We start from the raw sequence: 26,312 nt of genomic DNA, 5'->3' as shown, positions 1-26,312 counted from the left end.
CCTTTCAAAACAATAGATTTAAAATGCATACTTAAAATTATAACGCAATTAAGCAGTAAATGCATGGAGAATTATTTACCTACTTGCAGAACTTATGCGCACTTCGATATGATACATAGGAAACTATTTTATAGAGTAAGAGGAGCAACTATGAAAAACCCATATGTGTTTGGTTTTCTACCATTAATCACAATCGTATTTTTTAGCTTAACCTTTTCTACCTTCACCATGAATAAAGCAATCGAGCTTTTCAAAGTCATTGGTGTATATAGCGGAATGAGGGAGTTTCTGTCGGATTTGGAGCTAAAATTATTCTTATTAATTTTATTAGCCCTTGTATACTTTATGCTATTTTCAGCAATGAAGCTAATTGCGGAAACAATTCATGAGTTAGGAATGTTGTTTTTCTCAAAGGATTACGAAGGGAAGACAATGGCACAGGCTCGTGGCGGATATGTTATCTTTTTTGTAGGAGCTGTCATTTCAGCTGTAGGCTTTCAATCTATTCAGATATTACTCCTTATTTTTCTTGCAACCGCATTTATTTATTTTGTATATGTTGTATATAAGCTAAGTAGCTCTATGAGCGTATTAGGTACACTTGGGTTAATCATGTTTGAAATTATTGTGTGGAGTCTTTTTTTAGCACTTGTGGTGTATGTTATTATTAAGCTATATAACGGAATTATTGCGAGTCTACCATTTTTATAACAAACGCTGTTAAATAACATGGTTGTTATTTGGTAGAATCCGCTTACTTTTCGAGGGCGAACCGACAAGCCTCCTAGTCTGCGCGGATTCTACCGCAAATTTTATGCTAATAAACTACAGTAAATATAACAGCACCATCTAATAAAAGGAAAGAGAAGCCAGCATGTAGGGGCTTCTCTATTTTGTGTTCATTATTTGATTGAAAATCCTATGGTGTATTTTTTTCGATTCAATTGTTTTCATATTTCTAGGCATATCATAACCAATCCATACTGCAGACGTATAGGTATCTGTAAGTCCAGCAATCCAATAGTCATAAAAATCATTCGTAGTTCCCGTTTTAGCACCAACGTAGGTAGATGGAATAGATATTCCTTTTCCTGTCCCGTTTTGTACAACATCGGAAAGTAATCCTCTCATTGTTTGTACTGTTTTTGGGGTCCAAACTTCTTTTTTTTCTTCCTGCCATTCATATAAAACTTCTCCATTTTTATCGACAACCTTACGAATGGCGTGAGCTGGTTTATACATACCATTGATAAAACTAGTATAAGCATCTGCCATTTCTAAAACAGTCACTCCATTAGTCAGTCCGCCTAATGCGGACGCATAGGAATGATCAGCCTCCGTTATATGGCTAAATTGAAATTGGTCTAGTTTGGCAAAAGCATTGTCAATTCCCACCGTTTCTAAAAGACGAACAGCAGGAGTGTTATGACTAAAGCGAAATGCTTGTTCAAGGGTTACATCTCCATAAACAGCTCCACCATAATTTTGTGGACAGAATGTACCGATACATAATTTCCCGCCGTTAATCGTATTATTTGCTGTTAACGAAGTCATATCAAAGACAGGTGCATAAACAAGCAATGGCTTTAATGCCGATCCTGGCTGCCGAACTGCTTGGTAACCACGATGAAAATCAAATTTCTTATAATCTTTTCCACCATACATGCTAATAATCTCTCTTGTTTCATTATTAATAACGACAGATGCTGCTTGTACATCGGATGTTTTATGTAACAAATTATTAACGTATGCTTCATCTTCCTTTTGCTTGAGAGGATCAAGTGCTGTATAAATCGTAACTCCTTGTGCAATGATTTCATTTACTCTTGTTTGAAGTTCATTTTCGAAAAAGATTTTTTGATGCTCATTTTGGGCATTGCTCATTTTTTCCTTGTAGCCCTCTTTTTCTGCAATGAGACTCTTTAATTCATCCAACACATATGTACTATAAGCAGGATAAAGCTGCTTTTTCTTTTTTGTCTGTAAAACAATTGGTTCCGCTTTTAATGCAACTGCTTGATCAGTGGAAATCCTTCCGTTATTCACCAACACATCTATAAGTAATTCTTGTCGCTTTTTGGTTGCCTCGAAGTTTTCTAAAGGATCATACATACTTGGATTATTCGGGATCGCACTTATAAATGCAAGCTCCGCTTCTGTTAATTGGTTTAAAGGGCGACCAAAATAATAGGTTGCAGCTGCGCCAATTCCATACACTTGGTTACTAAAGTAAATTTCATTTAAATAATTTAATAAAATTTCTTCTTTTGTCGACTTCTTTTCCATTTCATATGCATAAACAAGTTCGGTAACTTTCCTCTCGTAGGTTTTTTCCGTTGACAAATAGCGGAGTCTAACTAGTTGTTGGGTTATTGTACTAGCTCCTTGCTCATTTGCATTTGCAGAAGCATTGGCAAAAACCGCACGGAATATCGCGCTAAAGTTAAACCCAATATGATTGTAAAACTCTGCATCTTCACTTTGAATGAAAAGCTCTTGCACAAAGAGTGGGATGGATTCTATCGGTAGAGGATCTCTCCATTCCACATAATCTTCAGAGAAAATTTTATTATTTTCATCGAGCATTACAACCGGAGAAGCGAGACTAGGACTTGATAATTGAATGGATTGCTCCAAATTATCTTTGAAGGCTGAGGCAGTCAATAGCTCTGTGTGGATGAAGGAATACAATATCCATATAATTGGGAAGCACACAAGAATGATGAAAAACCCTATTGCTTGTCGCATATACTGCACTCCAATTCGTTTAATCTATGTTTGCTGTTAAAATAGATAGCGTTATTTGGTAAAATCCACTCGCATTCCAGCAGGAGTCTACCGAAAATTATTGCTAAAAAAAAACAGTAATATATAACAGCGCTAATCTATTAAAAAGAATAGCACACTTTCTATAGAAAAGTGTGCTCATGTTTTAAGATAATTTTGCGTGAAGCTCTTCCTCTAATAGGACGTTTTCAAAATTTTGGACTGGTTTTTTCCTTGCAAAATAAATAATGAAAAAGGCGATCATGAACAATGCGCCTGTTACGAAAAATACCGAGGATATTCCAATATAACCACTAATAAATCCGCCGAACATCGGTCCTATTATATTTCCTAAAAAGCGAAAGCTTGTGTTATAGCCAATTAATTCGCCCTGAACTTCAATCGGTGCTTCTCTTCTAATTATAGCTGTTGTGATTGGAATTAATCCACCAGATGCAATTCCAAATAAAAAGCGAAGAACGATTAATTGCCACAGTTCCGTTACGAATGCCTGAGGAACAATGAATAAAAAGGCAATAACAAGTAGGGCAGATAATACTTTTTCATACCCAATGGTATCACCGAGTCTACCCCAAGGTCTAGCGAACAGTAAACTACCTACTCCGGTAGCACTAAAGGTAATGCCTGCTAGTAACGCAACTTCACTGGAATCTGTTAAATGAGAAACATATAAAGAGAGAAGTGGTTGAATGCTAAATAAGCCAATTTGAATAAGGGAACTAATCATGAGTACATTTAAAATGAGTCGATGATGAAAAATACCTGAGATAACTGTTTTTCTAGTGTATTCATGATCTCCTTTATGCTTTACCCTTCGTATTTCATGTATTCCAAAAATAACGAGTAATGCTGCTAATGATACAGCAATGGAAGTGATGATAAATGTATATTGGAACCCGAAAGTATCTGCTAAAAATCCACCAATAATAGGGCCGAAAAGTGAACCTGAAACACTCCCCATTTGCAGAGTCCCCATCGTTTTTCCAGCTACATTTTTAGGAGTTTGTGAGCTTATGAAAGCAAGCGAGGTGGGGATAAATCCAGTTACAATCCCCATAAATAAACGCAGTACAAAAAATGCTTCAACAGAATGAACAAATCCCATTAGAAACACGCTTGTTGCGATACCGAAGCCATTAATAATAAGAATAGGCTTGTATCCATATTTATCTGCAATTCTTCCCCATACGGGAGACATTAAAAAGGCTGATACAAATGTTGCACCGAATACGAGTCCAGACCATTTTTGAACATACGCTTCCGAAAAATCGCCCATTGTATTAATATATAGCGACAGAAAAGGCATAATCATCGTCATTGTGCTGGATACAAGAAAGTTAGAAAACCACATGATCGTAAAGTTTCTTTTTTGTACGCTCATCGAAATCCCTTCTTTCTATTTGTTGCGTACTTAATCATTATTTATTATAGAACATTTCGTGTAACTAAGAAAGGTTAGATACTTTGTCACTGAAAATGCACTTTTAATATGGTAAACTATTTTGGGGTGATTAATTTATGAAAAAAGTCTTCATTTTTATGAGTATATTTACTGCAATAATCTTAAGTGCGTGTGGAAATGATTCAGTAGACACACCAAAAGAGAATGTAATACCCAAAGAAGAAACATCTGTAAATACAGATACCCAACAACAAGGAGAGAAAATCATGTATCCACAACTTTCAACGGAAGTTGCTTCAAACGAAGCATTAGTAATTATGAATACATCAATAGGCGCAATAAAAATTAAGTTATTCCCAGAACTAGCACCAAAAACGGTCGAAAACTTTTTAACACATGCAGAAAATGGCTATTATGACGGTATCATTTTCCACCGTGTTATTGAAGATTTCATGATTCAAGGCGGAGATCCGACTGGAACTGGTATGGGCGGAGAAAGTATTTATGGGGAAGAGTTCGAAGATGAATTTTCCATGAATCTTTTTAACTTACGAGGAGCTCTTTCGATGGCGAATGCCGGACCAAATACGAATGGTAGTCAGTTCTTTATCGTTCAAGCTTCACAAGCTCCAGGTACAGTGGAACAACTAAAATCAGGTGGTTGGCCAGATGAGATTGCAGAAGCATATGTAGAAATGGGTGGAACACCACACTTGGATCAAAAGCATACAGTATTTGGACAAGTGTTGGAAGGTATGGACATTGTCGATCAAATGGCGGCAGTTGAAAAAGATGCGAACGATAAACCAGTCGAAGATATTACGATAGATTCCATCGAAATTATTCAAAAATAAGTAAGGAAGTGTCAATGTGTTTACATTTTTACCGCTAGGTTTTCTCTATTTATATTTCCCAGAAGATAAAACGGAATATATTCCAGTAGTACTTGAATTTCTATTTTTATTGATTATTTGTATTCTGGTCTTTAGATGGATAAAAAAGAAATCGCACAAAGACGCTGAAAAAGCAAGAGAGATAGAAGAGAGAGTTTTGAAAGCGAGAAAAGATGAAATGGAAAAGCAGTTACCTCTACAATGAGGTAACTGCTTTTCATATTTGGGGTTAAGACAGTGCATGGATGAAGCGTGCGACACCATCTTTTAATGTAATAGGTGGACATGCAACGTTCATACGTAAAAAGCCATCTCCTGATTGTCCAAACTTCGTTCCAGGTTCGAGTGCAAGTTTGCCTTTCGTCAGTAAACGATTCATCATGTCTTTTTCAGAAAGTCCTGTACCACGGTAATCTATCCAAATTAAATAGGTGCCATCTGGTTTGGCTACTTTTATACCATCTAATTTGGAAAGATGCTCTATCACATATTCGATATTAGAGGATAGTACTTCTAACAGTTCATCTAACCATGGTGCCCCTTGCTCATAAGCAGCTTGCAAGGCTGTTAAGGAAAATACATTTAACCCCATATCGCCTCGACTCTTGGATATACTTTCTAATACCTTTCGTTTCTTTTCATCTGGAACGACGGTAGCAGCAGCTTGAATACCCGCTAAGTTAAATGTTTTAGTAGGTGCAAAAAAAGTAATGATATTATGCAAATCATCTGCTACAGAAAGCATGGGTGTATGCTTGTTGGGGTGGAATACTAGATCAGCATGAATTTCATCCGATAAAATTAGGACATTATATTGTTGACAGAGTTTTGCCATTTTCGCTAAGTCTTCTTTGCTCCACACCTTGCCACTCGGATTATGAGGATTACAAAGGATAAATAACTTTACGTTAGATCGTAAACACGATTCAAATGCTAACCAATCCACTTCATAAGAATTTTCTTTTTCAATTAGACGACATGTAACAACTTCTCGCTCTAGATTTTTGGGTATACTTGTAAAAGGAGGATAAACAGGTGTATGAATACATATTTTATCTCCTACGTCAGTAAAAGCTTCTATCGCTTCTGCTATTGCAGGGATTACTCCTTGACGAAATAGAATCCATTCGTTTTTGATCGCTAATTGATGTTTAGAATAAACCCAATTAGTTAGAGATGACCGTGTTTCTTCAGGAGCAATAGAGTATCCAAAAATAGGATGTTCCAATCTCTTCTGTATAGCGTCCTTAATAACGGGAGCAATAGCAAAATCCATATCGGCAACCCACATTGGAAGTATGTCAGTTGCATCATCTATTAAATATATTTTTTTTAAATTATCCCATTTCTCGGAATGCGTATTTCGTCTTTCATGTACGGTAGTAAAATTATACAAAATAATTACCCCTTTCAATTTGCTATTATTATGTTATTATATCCCTAACTAATAAAAAGTAATAAGGTGAATGTATGGACTCAATTGAAATGAATAGAAAAGCAGTGTGGATACTACAACAATGGGATCCATTCAATATTGGGGTAGATGGATACGAAACAGAAACAGCTGATGTAGTCACTGATCTACAAAGCATCGATCATCCATCTGAACTAGCGAAGCGAATTCAGGGGATTTATGAACATTCGTTTGAACAATGGATTCCGCTTGAGAAATGTGTAGAGATTTCATATAAATTGATTGCGTTAAAATATGAAATGAAATGTATCATTTAATAAAAATGCTCTATTAAATTAGGTTGTTGTTTTATAGAAGCATATATTTTCGGTAGGTAACAACATTATCTTTTAACTCAACCAATAAAAAAAGCTTTCGGTTATTACACCGAAAGCTTTTTTTTATACTTCTTGTACGCCATCCAATAGATTGGAAGCAGGAACTTCTAAAGCATTTGATAATTTTAAGATTGTTTGTACAGAAGGTGTTTCACTTCCAGATTCATACGCTTCAAGTTTCCCGGTACCAATTCTTGTTTTTAAGGCTAGTGTTTCTAAAGAAATATTTTTTTCTTCTCTTATTTGACGTAATTGTTCATGTAATTCTTTTTTCATAATTCCATCCACCCCTTTAGAAAGTCTTAATTGTTATTATATTATAGCACAATTTCTTTTAGAACGGGTTTAAAGTATTGTCAGAAAAAGCAAATTTTCAAATAAATAATTTAATAACGCCCTGCACAAATACGATTATAATAGCAATAGGAGCGGCATACCGCACAATAACATGCCAAGTATTTAATAAATAATTATTTAAATTTAATTCATTTGAGAGATCCATTTTGGAGAACTTAAAACCAGCAAATAGGGATATAAACAACGCTCCTAGCGGTAATCCAATGCTACTCGTAAAGAAGTCTGCAAAGTCAAAGAATGACATTCCTAATATCTGAATGTGAGATAGGACTCCAAAAGATAAGGCACTTGGGATTCCAACTAAAAAGATTAAAAATCCATAAACCCACGCCGCTCGTTTTCTTCGATCATAATTTGATTTAATGCCTATAGATACAACAATTTCTAACATGGTAATGGAAGAAGTCAGTGTTGCAAATAACAGTAATATGAAGAACAAAATTAAGAAAAACTGACCGAAAATAATCTGCTCAAACACTGCAGGTAAAATTATAAAGACTAATCCTGGTCCTGCATCAGGTGAAAAACCTAAAGCGAATACTGCTGGAAAAATAACTAGACCCGCCATAATGGAAATCCCGATATTCAAGAGAGATACACTAAGTGCTGAGCTACCTAAATTTGTTTCCTTCGGTAAGTAGGAAGCATAGGTGATCATTCCTGAGACGCCCACACTTAAAGAGAAAAATGCTTGTCCTAGAGCAAGTAATGCTGTCTCCCACGTGAAATAAGACCAATCTGGGACTAATAAGAATTTAACCCCTTCTATAGCGCCTTCAAGAGTTAAAGAACGAATCGCTAATACTACAAAGAAGATAAGCAACAATTGCATCATCCATTTACTTGCTTTTTCAATCCCGCCCTTTATACCACCAGAAACAATACAAATAGTTAACAAGATAAAAATACCCTGTCCGAGGAGCACTTCCCATGGGTTGGAAATAACTGTATTAAAAAGGTCTTCATAGAATGTCTCGCTATTACCATTTAAACTAAATGTAATCGATCGAACTAAATAGGATAAAATCCATCCTCCAACGACACTATAAAACGATAGTATGATAAACGAGAAGATAAAACCAGACAGCCAATTAAATACCAAGGTTTTCCGGGAGAAAGTTTTTTAAATCCCGTAACAGCGTCTGCCTGCCCTTTTCTTCCAATAATAAATTCGGCTAATAATATTGGTAGTCCGATAAGGAGTGTACATAAAATGAAAAGTAATACAAATACGCTACCACCGTTTGTTTCAGCCATATATGGAAACTTCCAAATAGCACCTAAGCCAATTGCACTTCCAGCTGCCGCTAAAATAAATCCGATTTTCGATCCAAAATGATCTCTTTTTGTCATAGTAATTCCTCTTTTATCCCGCATTAACGGGCGGTAAAACGCCCACATCAGGACTTAGAAAAACTAAAAATAATATGTGGGAGGTCATCTGCCCGTTAAAGCCCGAATGGTTCAACTAACAATCCGTATGAGATAAACCCATGCGGATTGAAGTTTCACTTTTTTATGACTGTACTATTGTACACGAGGTTTAAAAGAAAATGTATAAGTAATTGTGAAACATAATTGAACGGTCTTTCGTATCACCCATATGGAGAGAGTGAGGGGGAGCAATGTCCGAATACGAACTAATTGAGCAAGCACAGCAAGGAGACAAAGCTGCATACACGGCGCTTATTGAAAAACATCAACGAACAGTTGAGAAATTTGCGTTTCAATGTGGAGTTCGTGTAAATGACATTCCAGATGTCACACAAGAAGTATTTGTAAAGCTGTTTCGATTTTTACATCAGTTTCAGCGTGAGCGTTTTACTACATGGTTATACAAAATAACTTTAAATACAACGAGAGATTATTACAGGAAAGAAACAAGAGAGAAAGAAAAACAAGAAAAGCTAAATAATGACGTAGCTGTAACGTACTTCACAAAATCTGCAGAAGACCGAGTACTCATCTTTGAAGAAGACCGAGAATTACATCAAACAATCCAAACATTAGATGAAAAGTATCGTCATCCGATTATACTGTTCTATTTTCACGATTTATCGTACGAACAAATAGCAGATGTCTTAAATCTTCCTATCTCAACAGTTAAAACAAGATTACTCCGAGGAAAAGGACAACTAAAAAGCCTACTTTCAACAAACGGAGGTGCAAAGCATGGACGATAAACAACTCGAAGATCGATTGGATTTACTGAAAACATCTTATGAACGATTACCATCACAAATCGATGTAGATGACATATTAAACAAAATAGAGGAAGAACCACAGGTTACTGAAAAGAAAAATAAAGGAACCAAATGGCAACGAGTGACAGTGTGGACAGTTAGTATTGCGAGTGTTTTCATAATTGGTATACTTGGTGCAAGTTTACTACATGGTGCTAACGATAAAAGTACAGAAGACACGGAATATACCGAACAGGATATAGAAAAGTTAGTACAAAATTATGCAACAGAAAGACAGAAGCGTCAGAAACAACTTGAAATGACGGAGAAGGAGTTTTCAAGTCTAGGATTTGTTCAATATGCGGATTCTATTTTTTCAGCCCAAATAAGTCCAGGTACTTTAGAAGGGAAAAATGATGATCTCTTTATAGGAGATGCTTATGAAAAAGCGATAGAAGGATTAAAACTTCCATCAGAAATGATTGAAGAAGTTAAAAAGAAAGAAAAGATGGATTCAAAAGAAAGTATGATTTTTGTAGATGATTTCATTGCTAAAACAGAATATTTGATGGCACACTATGAGCAAATTCTTTGGGAAAATGAAGAAGCTCTCCAAATAGCAACATTCAACGATAAACCAAGTGCACACGTATTTATTTCCAAACGAAATGAAATGCCAGAAGAATTACAAACGATGGTCAAGGTATTACCGAAACAAGGATTAAAAGTGGCAGTCAATAATGAAGAGACCGGGTTCCTAATTCGACCAGATTTGACTATATATTATAGAGATTTGGTAACTGTTTTAAATGAGAATGAGTTCTCTTTTTTACTTCTTTATAATGAAATTCCAGGCAGTAATGGTTTAATGACATTATTGAATGAAAAACCAGTATCATCCCTAGGTTATTATTTAGGAGATATAGAAAAAACTTTGTTAAATACGGATATCTCATCAGCCCTACATCACAGATTCGAAAATTATTATTTTGAGCTAGCAGAGCAACTTCTATTTCCAAAGGAATCAAGCTTTGTATTTAACGAAAACAATGAAGTCGAGATACATGCGCGAATGGTTTGGGAGTCATTAGCTAATTTATCCGGAATTTCTCCATTAGGTACTTTTTTGAAGCCATTAATTACATCGATGGAGGCGAATGGATGGAAATATAACGCAACCTATAAAGAGTTAAATATCGAACAACTAAGATCCTATTATACTCAAGCGCTTAATGGTGAGCTTGGGATTAAAAAATTGGATTGGGATAGTGTTTTGCCACAAGCACTAATTAGTAATCTCCCAGATTCAATTGACCATAATGGTTTTGGGGAATTGTATGAAAAGTTTAACGAGGACTTTGATCCACTGGTACTTCATGGCATTGATCCAATAGGTATTGCTCTCTTATATGAATATGCGAGCAAGCAAAACAACCATGAAATGATGTGGGAGTTAATAAGTGAAGCGGCTATTTTAAGCTGGGATAAAGAGGCTTTCTTAAAAGATCCAGCTATAAGAAGTATAATAAATGATTCATCTGACAAAATTTATTATCATACATTTCAATCCAAGAAGGAGAATGGAGCATTAACAACTATTTTAGGTACAGAAATAGAGGGAAAAATAGAATTTAATATACCATTTAGACTTGATGGCGACGATATTTGGCGTTTAAACATTTCAAAGTATGTAAGTGTTGATGAAACAAAGGAACCGGAAGTTGATGTGAATGATGACTTTATACAACGAGTGCATACCTTGTATAAAATGTTTGCGGAAACACATGACCAAAAAATTTTAAAAGATGCGACTGCAAGTGAAATTGTTGGCCTATTCTATTATACAGAACAGTTGGAGGATTTTGAGACCCAATATGAGTTGTACATTAAGGGTGACAAGTACTATTCAATTCCAAAAGAAGAGTTGTTAAACGCTGACCGCTCAACTCCAATAGAAGTTCGAAATTTGTTTACTCATATTAGATTTGAAGAAAAGGAAGTAATGGATGGGAGTGAAGACAGATCAGGTGTAGCGTATTTGACTACTCATCCGGATCAGGTGGATGAAGGAAAGGACTTTATGATTGGTTTTCAACTCATCCATACTGAAAATGGTTGGCGGGCTGCCTTCATGCCGACTCAGTGAATTTTGCCCACTTACTTTCTACTATGTTATAATTTAACATGACTAAAACGTATATAAGAAAGTAGGAACGGGTAATATGGCAAAAAATTATAAGGTAGGAGATGTGATCGCGGGCAGGGTTACTGGCATTCAGCCCTATGGAGCGTTCGTTAGTTTAGATGAAAATACGCAAGGTCTCGTGCATATTTCTGAAATAACGTATGGCTATGTAAAAGAAGTCAGTGAATTTTTAACGATTGGTCAGGAAGTGGAAGTGAAAATTTTGGAAGTAGACGATGGAGCTGGGAAAATAAGCTTGTCTATTCGTGAACTGCAAGAAAAACCACCTGCTCCTAAAAAAGAGGATAGACCACGTAAAACTCTACAGGATCGTGTAGATGAACATGATGACGAAGGATTTAATACATTAAAAGAAAAACTAGCAGATTGGATCAAACAATCCATTCGATAATAGAAGCAGGGAAGGCTCTAAGAATTGTTTACTAACAATATTAGAACCTTCCTTTTTTTTGTAGTTGTTTTAGAAGAAAACGTTTAGGAATAAATCCTAAAATCGCTACATCCATGTGGAAACGGATTTGCGTATGTCGGTTTCGGCTTTCGACGCAGAAAGGGTTGTGACCAACATCCTATGTCCGAGGAGGCTTGGCAGTTGTCCGCGGAAAGCGAGCGGTTTTTCAAGAGGTAACAACATGATCGTTTAACAGAGCTTTGTGTTAAAACGCTTCCCTATAATTCACCAATTTCCTCCATTACTTTTTCATTTTCCGTAAGCGATATTGTAAATTTTGGCGACTCATCCCCAAAGCTTCCGCAGCCTTTGTAATATTGCTATCGTATTTTTCCATTGCTTTTTGTAAATAATAAAATTCCGCTTCTCTTAGATATTCATCCAAAGGAAGTAATTCTTTATCGGGGGAGATAACAAAATCCTCTGCTTTTTTAGAGGTTTCATTAAAATCCTGAACCTTCAATTTAAAGTGTAGAGGGAGCATATCAAATTTTAAAATACTTTCCGTTGTGATCATAGAGCTGATCTCATCTAAAAGTAGCTCTAGTTCTTTTAAATTCCCTGGCCATTCATAGGTTAAGAACGCTTGGATTACTTCATCTTCAACCTCTTGAATGGTCGAACCATAACGATTTAAATAACGATGAAAATAATCATGTATGATAGGTAAAATATCATCCGTTCTGTACCTAAGTGGCGGAATATTAATCGTAATAGTTGCAAAATAATAGTACAGCTCTTTACTTAATTGATTTTGATAAACTAAATCGATTGGGTCCTGTCCTATACTTGCGATATATAGATTTTGATCTCTATTTTCCATTAGGATTTGTAAAAGCTTATTTTGTAAGTCAATGGATAATAAGTCGATTCTTTCACAGAATATAGTGCAGTTAGATAGATGTAAAAGTTCTTGTTCAAATTTATTAATAAAGTGATCATCTGAACTATGGCAAGGAAGGTTAATAAATTGTTCATTTGTCGGAGAAAGTTGATTGTGAATAGCTTCTGCAATTAAATCCTTCCCAGTACCAGCTTCTCCTATTAAAAGGACGGGCATTCGAACATGGGCAGCTTTCAGCGAACGTTCTTTTACTTCCTTCATTAATTGAGATTCTGCGGCAATCGTGGAGAGTGTTATCGCTTCGCTGTTCCTTTTTAAAGGTTGAAAAATAAGTCTTTCTAATGTGGTGATATCTCGGGAGAACTCAATCGCACCAATCAGGTTACCTTGTTCAAAAACGGGGTATGTATCATTAATCGTAGTAATTTCTTGTCCATTTCGATTCCAATAGGTTTGTTTAACACTTAATACTGGCTTGCCACTATGCAACACTTTGAGTAATGTACTTTCTTGTTGCTCAAATTGAAAAACCTCCAGAATGGAACGGTCGACCACGTCTACAGAATTTAGTCCTTCAATTTCTTTCATTTTTTCATTATAAATGATTGTTTTACCCAAGATGTCGACGGCGTGGATCCCTACAGTCACTTGCTCTGTTGCAAATTTATAAAAAGGAAGAAGATTATCCATAGTGTTAGTCATTTGGCTCACCTCGAAAAAAAATTGTGATTTTAGAATATTTTACTTGATTAACGCAATAATCTTTTGCATTATTATATATGTAATTGAATTAAAAGCGCAAATTTTTTTTGCTCTAACAATTAAAGGAGGATTTACATGATACCTTATAAACATGAAGCATTCACAGACTTTTCGAAAGAAGAAAATAAAAAAGCAATTAAAGAAGGCTATAAAGTAGTAGAAGCATACTTAGGTGATGAGTATCCATTAATCGTTGGTGGAGAAAGAATTACAACAGAAAGCAAAATTGTTTCTTATAATCCAGCAAACAAAGAGCAAGTTGTAGGTTCTGTATCTAAAGCTTCAAAAGAAATTGCTGCAAAAGCAATGGATATTGCAGATGAAACTTTTAGCACTTGGAAAAAAGTTAAACCAGAAGTGCGTGCTGACGTTCTTTTCAAAGCTGCAGCAATTATGCGTCGTCGTAAATTTGAATTCTCTGCATTATTATCTAAAGAAGCAGGTAAAACTTGGGTTGAGGCGGATGTAGAAGCTGCTGAAGCGATCGATTTCCTTGAATATTATGGTCGTCAAATGCTTCGTTTGAAAGATGGTCAACCAGTGGAAAGCCGTCCAGGCGAATACAATCGTTATGACTATATTCCACTAGGAGTAGCAGTTGTTATTTCTCCATGGAACTTCCCGTTTGCAATTATGGCTGGTACGACTGTTGCGGCAATGGTAACTGGTAATACAGTATTACTTAAACCTGCTTCAACAACTCCAGTTGTTGCGTATAAATTTATTGAAGTATTAGAAGAAGCTGGAATGCCAGCAGGTGTTGTTAACTTCATTCCTGGTTCAGGTGCTGAAATTGGTGACTATCTAGTTGAGCATCCACGCACTCGTTTAATCAGCTTTACAGGTTCTCGTGATGTTGGTTTAGGAATCGTTGAAAAATCTTCAAGATTATCAGATGGTCAAATTTGGATTAAACGCTCTATTTTAGAAATGGGCGGTAAAGATACAATCGTTGTAGATAAAGAAGCAGATTTAGAATTAGCTGCTCAATCTATCGTGAAATCAGCATTTGGATTTAGTGGACAAAAATGTTCTGCTTGTTCACGCGCTGTAATCGTTGAAGATGTATATGATCAAGTAGTAAATCGTGTAGAAGAGTTAACTAACGCTTTAACAGTTGGTGTTCCTGATAATGATGAGCATTTTGTTGGTCCAGTTATCGATGGTGCTTCTTTCAAAAAAATTATGAGCTATATCGAAATCGGTAAAGGAGAAGGTCGCCTTGTTACAGGTGGTACTGGTGATGATTCAAAAGGTTTCTTCATTCAACCAACAGTAATTGCTGACCTATCTCCAACAGCACGTATTATGCAAGAAGAAATCTTTGGTCCAGTTGTAGGTATTACAAAAGCTAAAGATTTCGACGAAGCAATCGAAATTGCTAACAACACTGAATACGGCTTAACTGGTGCTGTTATTACTAATAACCGCATGAATTTAGAAAAAGCTCGTGAAGACTTCCACGTAGGTAACCTTTACTTTAACCGTGGATGTACTGGTGCAATTGTTGGATACCAACCATTCGGTGGATTCAATATGTCAGGTACAGATTCAAAAGCAGGTGGTCCAGACTATATCGGACTTCATATGCAAGCAAAAACAACTTCTGAAATGCTTTAATATTTACGGAGGTAGACCCATCACATTGATGTGTCTACCTACCCTTTAAAAACAAAGGAGTATGTATCCATGACTATTTCACAAAAAATGATTGAGCAAACTGAGAAATTTGGTGCTAATAACTATAATCCACTTCCAATCGTTGTTTCAGAAGCGGAAGGCGTTTGGGTAAAAGATCCTGAAGGCAATAAATTTATGGATATGCTTTCTGCGTATTCTGCAGTAAACCAAGGGCATCGTCATCCAAAAATTATTCAAGCATTGAAAGATCAAGCAGATCGAGTTACTTTAACTTCTCGTGCATTCCATAATGACCAATTAGGTCCTTGGTACGAAAAAGTTAGTGAGTTAACTGGTAAAGAAATGGTATTACCAATGAATACAGGTGCTGAAGCTGTTGAGACTGCTTTCAAAGCTGCTCGTCGTTGGGCATATGATGTAAAAGGTGTGGAAGCAGATCAAGCAGAAGTGATTGCATGTAATGGGAACTTCCATGGCCGCACAATGGGTGCAGTATCTCTATCATCAGACCCTGAATACAAACGTGGATTCGGACCAATGCTTCCAGGTATCAAATTAATTCCTTATGGTGATCTAGAAGCGCTTAAAGCTGCGATTACTCCAAATACAGCTGCTTTCTTAATTGAACCAATTCAAGGAGAAGCTGGTATCATCATTCCTCCTGCAGGATTCATGAAAGCTGCACTTGAATTATGTCGCGAAAACAATGTATTGTTCATTGCCGATGAAATTCAAGCAGGACTTTGCCGTACTGGTAAAATGTTTGCGTGTGAGTGGGAAGAAGTTGAACCAGATATGTACATTCTAGGTAAAGCACTTGGAGGCGGGGTATTCCCAATTTCTTGTATCGTTGCTAACCGTGATGTATTAAGCGTATTTAATCCAGGTTCACATGGTTCTACTTTTGGTGGTAATCCAATGGCATGTGCTGTATCTTTAGCAGCTCTTGATGTTTTAATTGACGAAAAGTTAGCAGATCGTTCTCTAGAACTAGGAGAATATTTTGCAAATGCATTAAAAGAAATTCAACATCCTTCTATCAAAGAGGTTCGTGGACGCGGTTTATTTATCGGAATGGAATTAACAGAAGAAGCACGTCCTTACTGTGAAGCATTAAAAGGATTAGGATTATTATGTAAAGAAACACATGATACAGTAATCCGTTTTGCTCCACCACTAATTATTTCTAAAGAAGAGTTAGATTGGGCTATCGAGAAAATCAAACAAGTTTTTAATAAATAATAATTGATAGACAAACATCTACTAATTTGTGTTACAATTGTTCCGAAGAAAAACATTATGAATTAAAGAGGCGAAATAATCAAATGGCTGAAAATTTAAACCTGTTCACATCAACTCAGGCTGTAATTAAAGAGGCTTTGCAAAAACTAGGCTACGATGAAGCGATGTTCGAATTACTAAAAGAACCACTTCGTATGTTAGAAGTTAGAATTCCAGTTAGAATGGATGATAATACAGTAAAAGTATTTACTGGTTATCGTTCACAACATAACGATGCAGTAGGTCCTACTAAAGGTGGAGTTCGTTTTCATCCTGGAGTTACTCCAGAAGAAATGAAAGCACTTTCTATGTGGATGACTTTAAAAGCAGGAATCGTAGATCTTCCTTATGGTGGAGGTAAAGGTGGGGTAGTTTGTGACCCACGTGAAATGTCTATGGGAGAAATCGAACGCTTAAGTCGCGGATATGTTCGTGCAGTTGGACAAATCGTTGGACCAGCAAAAGATATTCCAGCTCCTGACGTATTTACTAACGCACAAATTATGGCTTGGATGATGGATGAATATAGTCGTATGGACCAATTTAACTCTCCAGGATTTATCACAGGAAAACCTTTAGTTCTTGGTGGATCACAAGGTCGTGACCGAGCAACTGCACAAGGTGTTACAATTATTATTAACGAAGCTGCTAAAAAACGTGGTATTGATATGACTGGTGCTCGTGTAGTTATTCAAGGTTTCGGTAACGCAGGAAGCTTCCTTGCGAAATTCTTAAGTGATCAAGGTGCAAAAGTTATTGGTATTTCTGATGCATACGGAGCGTTACATGATCCTAATGGTTTAGATATCGATTATTTATTAGATCGTCGTGATAGTTTTGGTACTGTAACAACTCTATTTGAAAATACAATTTCTAACGAAGAATTATTAGAGTTAGATTGTGATATTTTAGTTCCTGCTGCAATTGAAAATCAAATTACTGCTGAAAATGCTCATAACATTAAAGCTAATATTGTGGTAGAAGCTGCAAATGGTCCGACAACTACTGAAGCTACGAAAATACTTTACGACAGAGGTATTTTGTTAGTACCGGACGTATTAGCTAGTGCAGGTGGAGTAACAGTTTCTTACTTTGAATGGGTTCAAAATAACCAAGGTTATTATTGGTCAGAAGAAGAAGTAGATGAAAAACTAAATAAAAAAATGGTAGAAGCTTTTGAAAATATTTATGATGTAGCTACTACACGCAATATTGATATGCGTTTAGCAGCATATATGGTTGGTGTACGTAAAACTGCAGAAGCATCACGTTTCCGTGGTTGGGTATAATCAATAGATAAACAATAATGTGAACCGCTTGAATTTTTCAAGCGGTTTTTTTATGATTAATAAAGTAGGTTAGAGGAGGAGTTTCGATGAATGCATTTTCATTTTATAATCCAGTAAAATTAATTTTTGGTAAGGGACAAATAGATAAGCTATCGGATGAGCTTTCTTTATACGGAAAAAAAGTACTTGTCGTGTATGGCGGGGGAAGTATTAAAAAAAATGGCTTATACGATCAAGTCATGAATAGTTTAAAGCAGGCTGATTTCAAAGTCTTTGAGTTAGCTGGTGTTGAACCAAATCCAAGACTTTCTACCGCAAAACGTGGAGCAGAGATTTGTAAAAAAGAAGGAATTGATGTTGTCTTAGCGGTTGGTGGCGGTTCTGTTATTGATTGTACAAAACTAATTGTAACAGCAGCGAAGTATGACGGTGATCCATGGGATCTTGTAACACAAAAAGCATTTCCGAAAGATGCACTTCCATTCGGTACCATTTTAACCTTAGCTGCTACAGGCTCTGAGATGAATGCAGGCTCTGTTATTACGAATGAAGAAACGCAAGAAAAGTACGGATGGGGTAGTCCTTTTAACTTCCCGAAATTTTCAATATTAGATCCAGTAAATACTTTTACAGTACCACTGGATCAAACAGTTTATGGTATTGTGGATATGATGTCTCATATGTTTGAACAATATTATCACAATGCAACAAATACACCTGTTCAAGACGAGATGATAGAGGGCGTTCTTCGTGCTGTTATTGATACTGCTCCAAAACTTATAAGGGACTTAGGGAACTATGAGCTTCGTGAAACAATCTTATTCGCTGGAACTATGGGATTAAACGGATTCTTACAAATGGGATATAACGGTGACTGGGCAAGCCATAATATAGAACATGCAGTATCAGCAGTGTACGATATTCCTCACGCAGGAGGCTTGGCTATCATTTTTCCAAGATGGATGCGCTATAATTTGAAAGTAAATCCAGAACGATTTGCGAAGTTAGCAACAAACGTATTTCATGTGAATCCTACAGGAAAGTCTGTAGAAGAAGTTGCACTAGAAGGTATTGACCGCTTAGCAGAGTTTTGGGCTTCATTAGACGCCCCAACAAATTTAGCGGATTACCATATTGATGGTTCTAAAATTGACCTAATGGTTGAAAAAGCGATGGCACGTGGAAATTTCGGTAACTTTAATCAATTAAATGCAGAAGACACGAAACAAATATTAACTGCATGTTTATAAAAAAGAAAAACACATGACTGGAAATCAGTCATGTGTTTTTAATACAGTTCGAGCATCCTTATGGGTCCAGTCTTGAACGCCATCATCTTCATCAAATGAGATGATTACATCTGTAACGCCCTGTTGACTTAAAATAAGGTCTTTTAATACATCACGGATGTCGTCTAGTTGTGCAAAGGTAAGGGTCGGATCGATTTCTGCAACTAACTTCACGTGCAAAAATTCTCCTTCTTTTATTACTTCTAATTCTTGAATATCTTTTACCTGTTCGTTTTCTGAAACGATAAGTGCTATATGAACAAGCATTTGCTCATCTGTTTCACCTAATGCGCCTCGTGCATTATCTAAGAAAACTTTTCCTACAACATAGAACATCATAAGTCCAATCATTATTGAAGCAATACCCTCTGCTTGTAAAAATCCTGTAAAATGAGAAATCAGTACCGCCACGAATGCCAGTACACCACCAGATGTAGCGACTAAATCTTCCATAAATACAAGTTTTGTAGCAGGTTTAGCACGTTTCAAATGAGCGATACTAGTTGTAAGCGGAGAAAGGAATGATGTTCCTTTAACACCAACATCGTGTAAGATTTCTTTTCCAGCCTTATATAGAACTACTGTTTCCAAGATGATACCAATTCCTAAAACGATAAGTGAGATAGCGACACCTGTTGATTCTGCTGGATGTTGGATGTGGTGCCAACCTTCTTTAATCGTCTCATATGAAAGGATACCAACCAAAATAACGGCTCCTAAACAAACGAGATTCACTAGTCTTCCAAAACCGTTTGGAAATTTGGGCGTAGGTGCTTTTTTGGATAATGCCGAGCCGATAAACACAAAAAACTGGTTAGCTGCATCTCCAATTGAGTGCATCATTTCTGCAAACATAGCTACATTACCTGTGAGAAAAAATGCTCCACCTTTTAAAGCAGCTATAATTGTGTTAACTATTGCTGCAATTAAGGAAGGTTTGTTTCCTCCTTTTAACAGTCTAAAAAATTCTCCCATATGTTAGCTCCTTTTGTTAAATAGATTCTACTTCTACAGTTTCGATGAACTCCAGATTTATGATGGAGTGATAAAATTCAACAGTATTTTTTTGGGTAAGTATAGATAATCGAATATAAATCTCATGCTTAACAATATTATTGTCTAAAATGATATCTTTAATCCGAATACTTTCTATATAGAAGCCATTAGCTTTTAAATACTCATACATTTTAGTAATACTGTCTGTATTTGAAACGACCACTTTTAATGATAATTCCTTGGATCTCAGTCTTTTTGGTCCAATTTTAGCTAAAAGCGGAGGAAGAACCTCAATACCAATTAAAACAATAAAAACGCTTAAAGTAGCTTCTAAATAAAAACCTGCTCCAATTGCAATTCCAATCCCACCAGCTCCCCAAATCATGGCAGCGGTTGTCAAGCCGCTAATGCTATCGTTTCCTTTACGCAAAATAACGCCAGCACCAAGAAAACCTATACCACTTACAATTTGAGCAGCTAAGCGTAGTGGATCCATTGTAATGTTAACACCTTCATGTCCATGGGCTTTGTATGCTGATTCTATAGATATGTATGTTAACAAACAGCTAAAAGTAGCGATAACTATACTTGTCTTTAATCCAATCGGTTTCTTCTTTAGTTCCCTCTCTATACCTATTATTAAACTTAATACTGCTGCAAAAGATAATTTAAATATGATTTCTGTACTTCCGTTTAAATTGGCAAACCAATCCATGATGTATACCTCCTCTTCACTTGCGATATATAACAATATGTGAAAATCGAATTCTTATTCTTACATACCCTTTTAAAAGATGTATCACTTACCTCATTAGAAAAGGGTGTTTCATTGAACGTATATTTTATAATCTATATTAATAAAGTACTTAGTTTAGTAGAAAAGCTAAAAGCTGTACGAGGAGAGTGTAATGTTCATTAGTGGAAGTTTGATTGAAGTGGTAATGTAATCAAATGAATAAGGAAGAAAAGTGTTTATAAGAAATCAAATTTCCATTTAAGTATATGTATTAATAGGAAATAGAGCTATTAATGAATTAAATATACCTTTTTAATAAAAAAGGGTTGCTTTTTATTTTATAAACATGTATATTAATACTTGTCCTTCGGAACGAGAGTTAAACAAATTTAAAAACTTTAAAAAAATGTTTGACATCACATTCGAAAGAAGTTATACTAATAAAGTCGTCAAAACGAGACAACAACATGAACATTGAAAACTGAACATGCAAAACGTTAAGAAATATAGTTTGAAAGACTAACTCCAGTTAGTCCAAAAACAAAACAATTTTTGACATCATTTAATGATGATGCCAGCAAAACAAATGAGCTTTTTAAGTTCTCTATTATGGAGAGTTTGATCCTGGCTCAGGACGAACGCTGGCGGCATGCCTAATACATGCAAGTCGAGCGAATGACGAAGAAGCTTGCTTCTTCTGATTTAGCGGCGGACGGGTGAGTAACACGTGGGCAACCTGCCCTGTAGATTGGGATAACTCCGGGAAACCGGGGCTAATACCAAATAATCCATTTCCTCACATGTGGAAATGTTAAAAGACGGTTTCGGCTGTCACTACAGGATGGGCCCGCGGCGCATTAGCTAGTTGGTAGGGTAACGGCCTACCAAGGCGACGATGCGTAGCCGACCTGAGAGGGTGATCGGCCACACTGGGACTGAGACACGGCCCAGACTCCTACGGGAGGCAGCAGTAGGGAATCTTCCACAATGGACGAAAGTCTGATGGAGCAATGCCGCGTGAGTGAAGAAGGTTTTCGGATCGTAAAACTCTGTTGTAAGGGAAGAACAAGTACGAGAGTAACTGCTCGTACCTTGACGGTACCTTATTAGAAAGCCACGGCTAACTACGTGCCAGCAGCCGCGGTAATACGTAGGTGGCAAGCGTTGTCCGGAATTATTGGGCGTAAAGCGCGCGCAGGCGGTCCTTTAAGTCTGATGTGAAATCCCACGGCTCAACCGTGGAAGGTCATTGGAAACTGGGGGACTTGAGTACAGAAGAGGAAAGCGGAATTCCAAGTGTAGCGGTGAAATGCGTAGAGATTTGGAGGAACACCAGTGGCGAAGGCGGCTTTCTGGTCTGTAACTGACGCTGAGGCGCGAAAGCGTGGGGAGCAAACAGGATTAGATACCCTGGTAGTCCACGCCGTAAACGATGAGTGCTAAGTGTTAGGGGGTTTCCGCCCCTTAGTGCTGCAGCTAACGCATTAAGCACTCCGCCTGGGGAGTACGGTCGCAAGACTGAAACTCAAAGGAATTGACGGGGGCCCGCACAAGCGGTGGAGCATGTGGTTTAATTCGAAGCAACGCGAAGAACCTTACCAGGTCTTGACATCCCGCTGACCGTTCTAGAGATAGATCTTTCCCTTCGGGGACAGCGGTGACAGGTGGTGCATGGTTGTCGTCAGCTCGTGTCGTGAGATGTTGGGTTAAGTCCCGCAACGAGCGCAACCCTTGATCTTAGTTGCCAGCATTTAGTTGGGCACTCTAAGGTGACTGCCGGTGATAAACCGGAGGAAGGTGGGGATGACGTCAAATCATCATGCCCCTTATGACCTGGGCTACACACGTGCTACAATGGACGGTACAGAGGGTCGCAACCCCGCGAGGGTGAGCTAATCCCATAAAACCGTTCTCAGTTCGGATTGTAGGCTGCAACTCGCCTACATGAAGCCGGAATCGCTAGTAATCGTGGATCAGCATGCCACGGTGAATACGTTCCCGGGCCTTGTACACACCGCCCGTCACACCACGAGAGTTTGTAACACCCGAAGTCGGTGGGGTAACCCTTACGGGAGCCAGCCGCCGAAGGTGGGACAGATGATTGGGGTGAAGTCGTAACAAGGTAGCCGTATCGGAAGGTGCGGCTGGATCACCTCCTTTCTAAGGATATATTACGGAATACAGATCTTTATCTGTATCTTAACGTTTTGCAGTTCAGTTTTGAATGTTCATTTTTATGAGCATTTGAAAACTTGTTCTTTGAAAACTGGATAAAACGACATTGAAAGAAATAAATTCAAGAAATTCGATTTATAATCACTTCGGTGATTATAGATTGTGTAGTACTTTTAACTACTAATTTTGAATGGACTCCAAGTAATTGGAAGCCATATTAGGTTAAGTTAATAAGGGCGCACGGTGAATGCCTTGGCACTAGGAGCCGAAGAAGGACGGCACTAACACCGATATGCTTCGGGGAGCTGTAAGTGAGCTTTGATCCGGAGATTTCCGAATGGGGAAACCCACTGTTCGTAATGGAGCAGTACATTTACGTGAATACATAGCGTATCTGTGGCACACCCAGGGAACTGAAACATCTAAGTACCTGGAGGAAGAGAAAGAAAAATCGATTCCCTGAGTAGCGGCGAGCGAAACGGGAATAGCCCAAACCAAGAGGCTTGCCTCTTGGGGTTGTAGGACACTCTACATAGAGTTACAAAGGAATGAGCTAGACGAAGCGATCTGGAAAGGTCCGCAGGATAGGGTAAAAGCCCCGTAGTCAAAAGTTCATTCTCTCTTGAGTGTATCCTGAGTACGGCGGAACACGTGAAATTCCGTCGGAATCTGGGAGGACCATCTCCCAAGGCTAAATACTACCTAGTGACCGATAGTGAACCAGTACCGTGAGGGAAAGGTGAAAAGCACCCCGGAAGGGGAGTGAAATAGATCCTGAAACCGTGTGCCTACAAGTAGTTAGAGCCCGTTAATGGGTGATAGCGTGCCTTTTGTAGAATGAACCGGCGAGTTACGATTACATGCAAGGTTAAGTTGAGAAGACGGAGCCGCAGCGAAAGCGAGTCTGAATAGGGCGAATGAGTATGTGGTCGTAGACCCGAAACCAGGTGATCTACCCATGTCCAGGATGAAGGTAAGGTAACACTTACTGGAGGTCCGAACCCACGCACGTTGAAAAGTGCGGGGATGAGGTGTGGGTAGCGGAGAAATTCCAATCGAACCTGGAGATAGCTGGTTCTCTCCGAAATAGCTTTAGGGCTAGCCTCAAACGTTAAGAATCTTGGAGGTAGAGCACTGTTTGGACTAGGGGCCCATCCCGGGTTACCGAATTCAGACAAACTCCGAATGCCAATGATTTATGTTTGGGAGTCAGACTGCGAGTGATAAGATCCGTAGTCAAGAGGGAAACAGCCCAGACCACCAGCTAAGGTCCCAAAGTATTTGTTAAGTGGAAAAGGATGTGGCGTTGCTTAGACAACCAGGATGTTGGCTTAGAAGCAGCCATCATTTAAAGAGTGCGTAATAGCTCACTGGTCGAGTGACGCTGCGCCGAAAATGTATCGGGGCTAAACAAATCACCGAAGCTGTGGATTGATACCTTTGGTATCAGTGGTAGGAGAGCGTTCTAAGGGCGTTGAAGTCAGACCGGAAGGACTGGTGGAGCGCTTAGAAGTGAGAATGCCGGTATGAGTAGCGAAAGACGGGTGAGAATCCCGTCCACCGTATGACTAAGGTTTCCTGAGGAAGGCTCGTCCGCTCAGGGTTAGTCGGGACCTAAGTCGAGGCCGATAGGCGTAGACGATGGACAACAGGTTGATATTCCTGTACCACCAAACCACCGTTTGAGTAATGGGGGGACGCAGAAGGATAGGGTAAGCGTGCTGTTGGTTATGCACGTCCAAGCAGTAAGGTGTGAATGTAGGAAAATCCGCATTCTATAACATTGAGCTGTGATGGCGAGGACTTAGTCCGAAGTTCCTGATTTCACACTGCCAAGAAAAGCCTCTAGCGAGGTGATAGGTGCCCGTACCGCAAACCGACACAGGTAGTCGAGGAGAGAATCCTAAGGTGAGCGAGAGAACTCTCGTTAAGGAACTCGGCAAAATGACCCCGTAACTTCGGGAGAAGGGGTGCTCTTTTGGGTGAATAGCCTAGAAGAGCCGCAGTGAATAGGCCCAGGCGACTGTTTAGCAAAAACACAGGTCTCTGCAAAACCGTAAGGTGAAGTATAGGGGCTGACGCCTGCCCGGTGCTGGAAGGTTAAGAGGAGTGCTTAGCGCAAGCGAAGGTGCGAATTGAAGCCCCAGTAAACGGCGGCCGTAACTATAACGGTCCTAAGGTAGCGAAATTCCTTGTCGGGTAAGTTCCGACCCGCACGAAAGGCGTAACGATCTGGGCACTGTCTCAACGAGAGACTCGGTGAAATTATAGTACCTGTGAAGATGCAGGTTACCCGCGACAGGACGGAAAGACCCCGTGGAGCTTTACTATAGCTTGATATTGAATTTTGGTGCAACTTGTACAGGATAGGCAGGAGCCTTAGAGCCCGGAGCGCCAGCTTCGGAGGAGGCGTCGGTGGGATACTGCCCTGGTTGTATTGAAATTCTAACCCATACCCGTAACCCGGGTAGGAGACAGTGTCAGGCGGGTAGTTTGACTGGGGCGGTCGCCTCCTAAAGTGTAACGGAGGCGCCCAAAGGTTCCCTCAGAATGGTTGGAAATCATTCGAAGAGTGTAAAGGCAGAAGGGAGCTTGACTGCGAGACCTACAAGTCGAGCAGGGTCGAAAGACGGGCTTAGTGATCCGGTGGTTCCGCATGGAAGGGCCATCGCTCAACGGATAAAAGCTACCCCGGGGATAACAGGCTTATCTCCCCCAAGAGTCCACATCGACGGGGAGGTTTGGCACCTCGATGTCGGCTCATCGCATCCTGGGGCTGTAGTCGGTCCCAAGGGTTGGGCTGTTCGCCCATTAAAGCGGTACGCGAGCTGGGTTCAGAACGTCGTGAGACAGTTCGGTCCCTATCCGTCGTGGGCGTAGGAAATTTGAGAGGAGCTGTCCTTAGTACGAGAGGACCGGGATGGACACACCGCTGGTGTACCAGTTGTTCTGCCAAGAGCATCGCTGGGTAGCTATGTGTGGACGGGATAAGTGCTGAAAGCATCTAAGCACGAAGCCCCCCTCAAGATGAGATTTCCCATTACGCAAGTAAGTAAGATCCCTCAAAGACGATGAGGTAGATAGGTTCGGGGTGGAAGCGTGGCGACACGTGCAGCTGACGAATACTAATCGATCGAGGACTTAACCAAATTAGAATTTACAGAATTCAATGTCTTTTATCCAGTTTTGAAAGAATAATTTTATTTTAAAAAAATACTTGTAATTTTCT

Annotated in this window: 18 protein-coding genes, 2 rRNA genes and 1 pseudogene; 13 read left to right on the top strand and 8 right to left on the bottom strand. The window is 38.6% G+C overall.

The genetic code is table 11. The annotated features are described in order from the left end of the window. The first annotated feature begins 150 nt into the window (after positions 1-150). Positions 151-711: a DUF5366 family protein gene (locus tag MHH81_RS14920; RefSeq protein ID WP_340922539.1), complete on the top strand. Its 561-nt coding sequence runs from the start codon at positions 151-153 to the stop codon at positions 709-711. A 177-nt stretch (positions 712-888) separates the two neighbouring features. Here the strand turns inward: MHH81_RS14920 and MHH81_RS14915 are convergent, their stop codons facing one another. Together MHH81_RS14915 and MHH81_RS14910 are read right to left on the bottom strand one after the other, a co-directional pair. Continuing rightward, complete coding sequence (locus MHH81_RS14915; RefSeq protein ID WP_340922537.1) at positions 889-2,748, bottom strand: transglycosylase domain-containing protein; 1,860 nt, start codon at positions 2,746-2,748, stop codon at positions 889-891. Between the two features lie 184 nt (positions 2,749-2,932). Next, positions 2,933-4,168, bottom strand: coding sequence for an MFS transporter (locus MHH81_RS14910; protein ID WP_340922535.1), 1,236 nt, complete (start codon positions 4,166-4,168; stop codon positions 2,933-2,935). Between the two features lie 137 nt (positions 4,169-4,305). Between MHH81_RS14910 and MHH81_RS14905 the strand changes: the two genes are divergently transcribed. After that, on the top strand, positions 4,306-5,043 hold the full coding sequence (locus MHH81_RS14905) for a peptidylprolyl isomerase (protein ID WP_340922533.1): 738 nt from the start codon (positions 4,306-4,308) through the stop codon (positions 5,041-5,043). A 16-nt stretch (positions 5,044-5,059) separates the two neighbouring features. Further along, complete coding sequence (locus tag MHH81_RS14900) at positions 5,060-5,287, top strand: hypothetical protein (RefSeq protein ID WP_340922531.1); 228 nt, start codon at positions 5,060-5,062, stop codon at positions 5,285-5,287. Positions 5,288-5,311: 24 nt separating this feature from the next. On the opposite strand, the gene MHH81_RS14895 is transcribed toward MHH81_RS14900, so the two are convergent. Continuing rightward, a complete protein-coding gene (locus MHH81_RS14895; RefSeq protein ID WP_340922529.1) occupies positions 5,312-6,478 on the bottom strand; it encodes a MalY/PatB family protein in 1,167 nt (388 codons plus the stop codon). 74 nt (positions 6,479-6,552) lie between these two features. Between MHH81_RS14895 and MHH81_RS14890 the strand changes: the two genes are divergently transcribed. Continuing rightward, positions 6,553-6,813 carry a DUF1871 family protein gene (locus tag MHH81_RS14890; RefSeq protein ID WP_340922527.1) on the top strand — a complete coding sequence of 87 codons (261 nt, stop codon included), beginning with the start codon at positions 6,553-6,555 and terminating at the stop codon, positions 6,811-6,813. Positions 6,814-6,936: 123 nt separating this feature from the next. Here the strand turns inward: MHH81_RS14890 and MHH81_RS14885 are convergent, their stop codons facing one another. Further along, positions 6,937-7,149, bottom strand: coding sequence for a helix-turn-helix domain-containing protein (locus tag MHH81_RS14885; RefSeq protein ID WP_340922525.1), 213 nt, complete (start codon positions 7,147-7,149; stop codon positions 6,937-6,939). Positions 7,150-7,246: 97 nt separating this feature from the next. Beyond that, a pseudogene (locus MHH81_RS14880) lies at positions 7,247-8,583 on the bottom strand (sodium-dependent transporter). 272 nt (positions 8,584-8,855) lie between these two features. Here MHH81_RS14880 and MHH81_RS14875 point away from each other — a divergent pair. From MHH81_RS14875 to yugI, 3 genes are all read left to right on the top strand, one after another. Next, positions 8,856-9,413 carry an RNA polymerase sigma factor gene (locus MHH81_RS14875; RefSeq protein ID WP_340922523.1) on the top strand — a complete coding sequence of 186 codons (558 nt, stop codon included), beginning with the start codon at positions 8,856-8,858 and terminating at the stop codon, positions 9,411-9,413. Beyond that, the gene (locus MHH81_RS14870; RefSeq protein ID WP_340922521.1) at positions 9,403-11,559 is read left to right on the top strand and encodes a hypothetical protein; all 2,157 of its coding nucleotides are present in this window, start codon (positions 9,403-9,405) and stop codon (positions 11,557-11,559) included. Before MHH81_RS14875 ends, MHH81_RS14870 begins: the two co-directional genes overlap by 11 nt. 76 nt (positions 11,560-11,635) lie before the next feature. Beyond that, positions 11,636-12,010: a S1 domain-containing post-transcriptional regulator GSP13 gene (yugI, locus tag MHH81_RS14865; RefSeq protein ID WP_340922519.1), complete on the top strand. Its 375-nt coding sequence runs from the start codon at positions 11,636-11,638 to the stop codon at positions 12,008-12,010. Between the two features lie 301 nt (positions 12,011-12,311). Here the strand turns inward: yugI and MHH81_RS14860 are convergent, their stop codons facing one another. Beyond that, positions 12,312-13,616 carry a sigma 54-interacting transcriptional regulator gene (locus tag MHH81_RS14860; RefSeq protein ID WP_340922517.1) on the bottom strand — a complete coding sequence of 435 codons (1,305 nt, stop codon included), beginning with the start codon at positions 13,614-13,616 and terminating at the stop codon, positions 12,312-12,314. Positions 13,617-13,751: 135 nt separating this feature from the next. Between MHH81_RS14860 and pruA the strand changes: the two genes are divergently transcribed. From pruA to MHH81_RS14840, 4 genes are all read left to right on the top strand, one after another. Beyond that, positions 13,752-15,296 (top strand): L-glutamate gamma-semialdehyde dehydrogenase, encoded by a 1,545-nt coding sequence (gene pruA, locus MHH81_RS14855; RefSeq protein WP_340922515.1) that lies wholly within the window; start codon positions 13,752-13,754, stop codon positions 15,294-15,296. Between the two features lie 69 nt (positions 15,297-15,365). Continuing rightward, a complete protein-coding gene (locus MHH81_RS14850) occupies positions 15,366-16,559 on the top strand; it encodes an ornithine--oxo-acid transaminase (RefSeq protein ID WP_340922513.1) in 1,194 nt (397 codons plus the stop codon). An 83-nt stretch (positions 16,560-16,642) separates the two neighbouring features. After that, positions 16,643-17,887 carry a Glu/Leu/Phe/Val family dehydrogenase gene (locus tag MHH81_RS14845; protein WP_340922511.1) on the top strand — a complete coding sequence of 415 codons (1,245 nt, stop codon included), beginning with the start codon at positions 16,643-16,645 and terminating at the stop codon, positions 17,885-17,887. A gap of 86 nt (positions 17,888-17,973) precedes the next feature. After that, on the top strand, positions 17,974-19,137 hold the full coding sequence (locus tag MHH81_RS14840; protein ID WP_340922509.1) for an iron-containing alcohol dehydrogenase: 1,164 nt from the start codon (positions 17,974-17,976) through the stop codon (positions 19,135-19,137). Positions 19,138-19,161: 24 nt separating this feature from the next. Here MHH81_RS14840 and MHH81_RS14835 read toward each other — a convergent pair whose 3' ends face one another. Together MHH81_RS14835 and MHH81_RS14830 are read right to left on the bottom strand one after the other, a co-directional pair. Beyond that, entirely contained in the window at positions 19,162-20,151 is a 990-nt protein-coding gene (locus tag MHH81_RS14835; protein WP_340922507.1) for a cation diffusion facilitator family transporter, read from the bottom strand. Between the two features lie 16 nt (positions 20,152-20,167). Further along, positions 20,168-20,887, bottom strand: a complete 720-nt coding sequence (locus MHH81_RS14830) for an MgtC/SapB family protein (RefSeq protein ID WP_340922505.1) — start codon at positions 20,885-20,887, stop codon at positions 20,168-20,170. 627 nt (positions 20,888-21,514) lie between these two features. Between MHH81_RS14830 and MHH81_RS14825 the strand changes: the two genes are divergently transcribed. Together MHH81_RS14825 and MHH81_RS14820 are read left to right on the top strand one after the other, a co-directional pair. Next, positions 21,515-23,068 (top strand): 16S ribosomal RNA (locus MHH81_RS14825). A gap of 235 nt (positions 23,069-23,303) precedes the next feature. After that, positions 23,304-26,232, top strand: a 23S ribosomal RNA gene (locus tag MHH81_RS14820). The 16S and 23S rRNA genes sit together here, the layout of an rRNA operon. The last annotated feature ends 80 nt before the right edge of the window (positions 26,233-26,312 follow it).

Origin of the sequence: Psychrobacillus sp. FSL H8-0484 (assembly GCF_038005325.1) — a bacterium.
In the GTDB taxonomy this organism is placed as follows: domain Bacteria; phylum Bacillota; class Bacilli; order Bacillales_A; family Planococcaceae; genus Psychrobacillus.
This window is presented reverse-complemented; position numbering and strand designations above follow the sequence as displayed.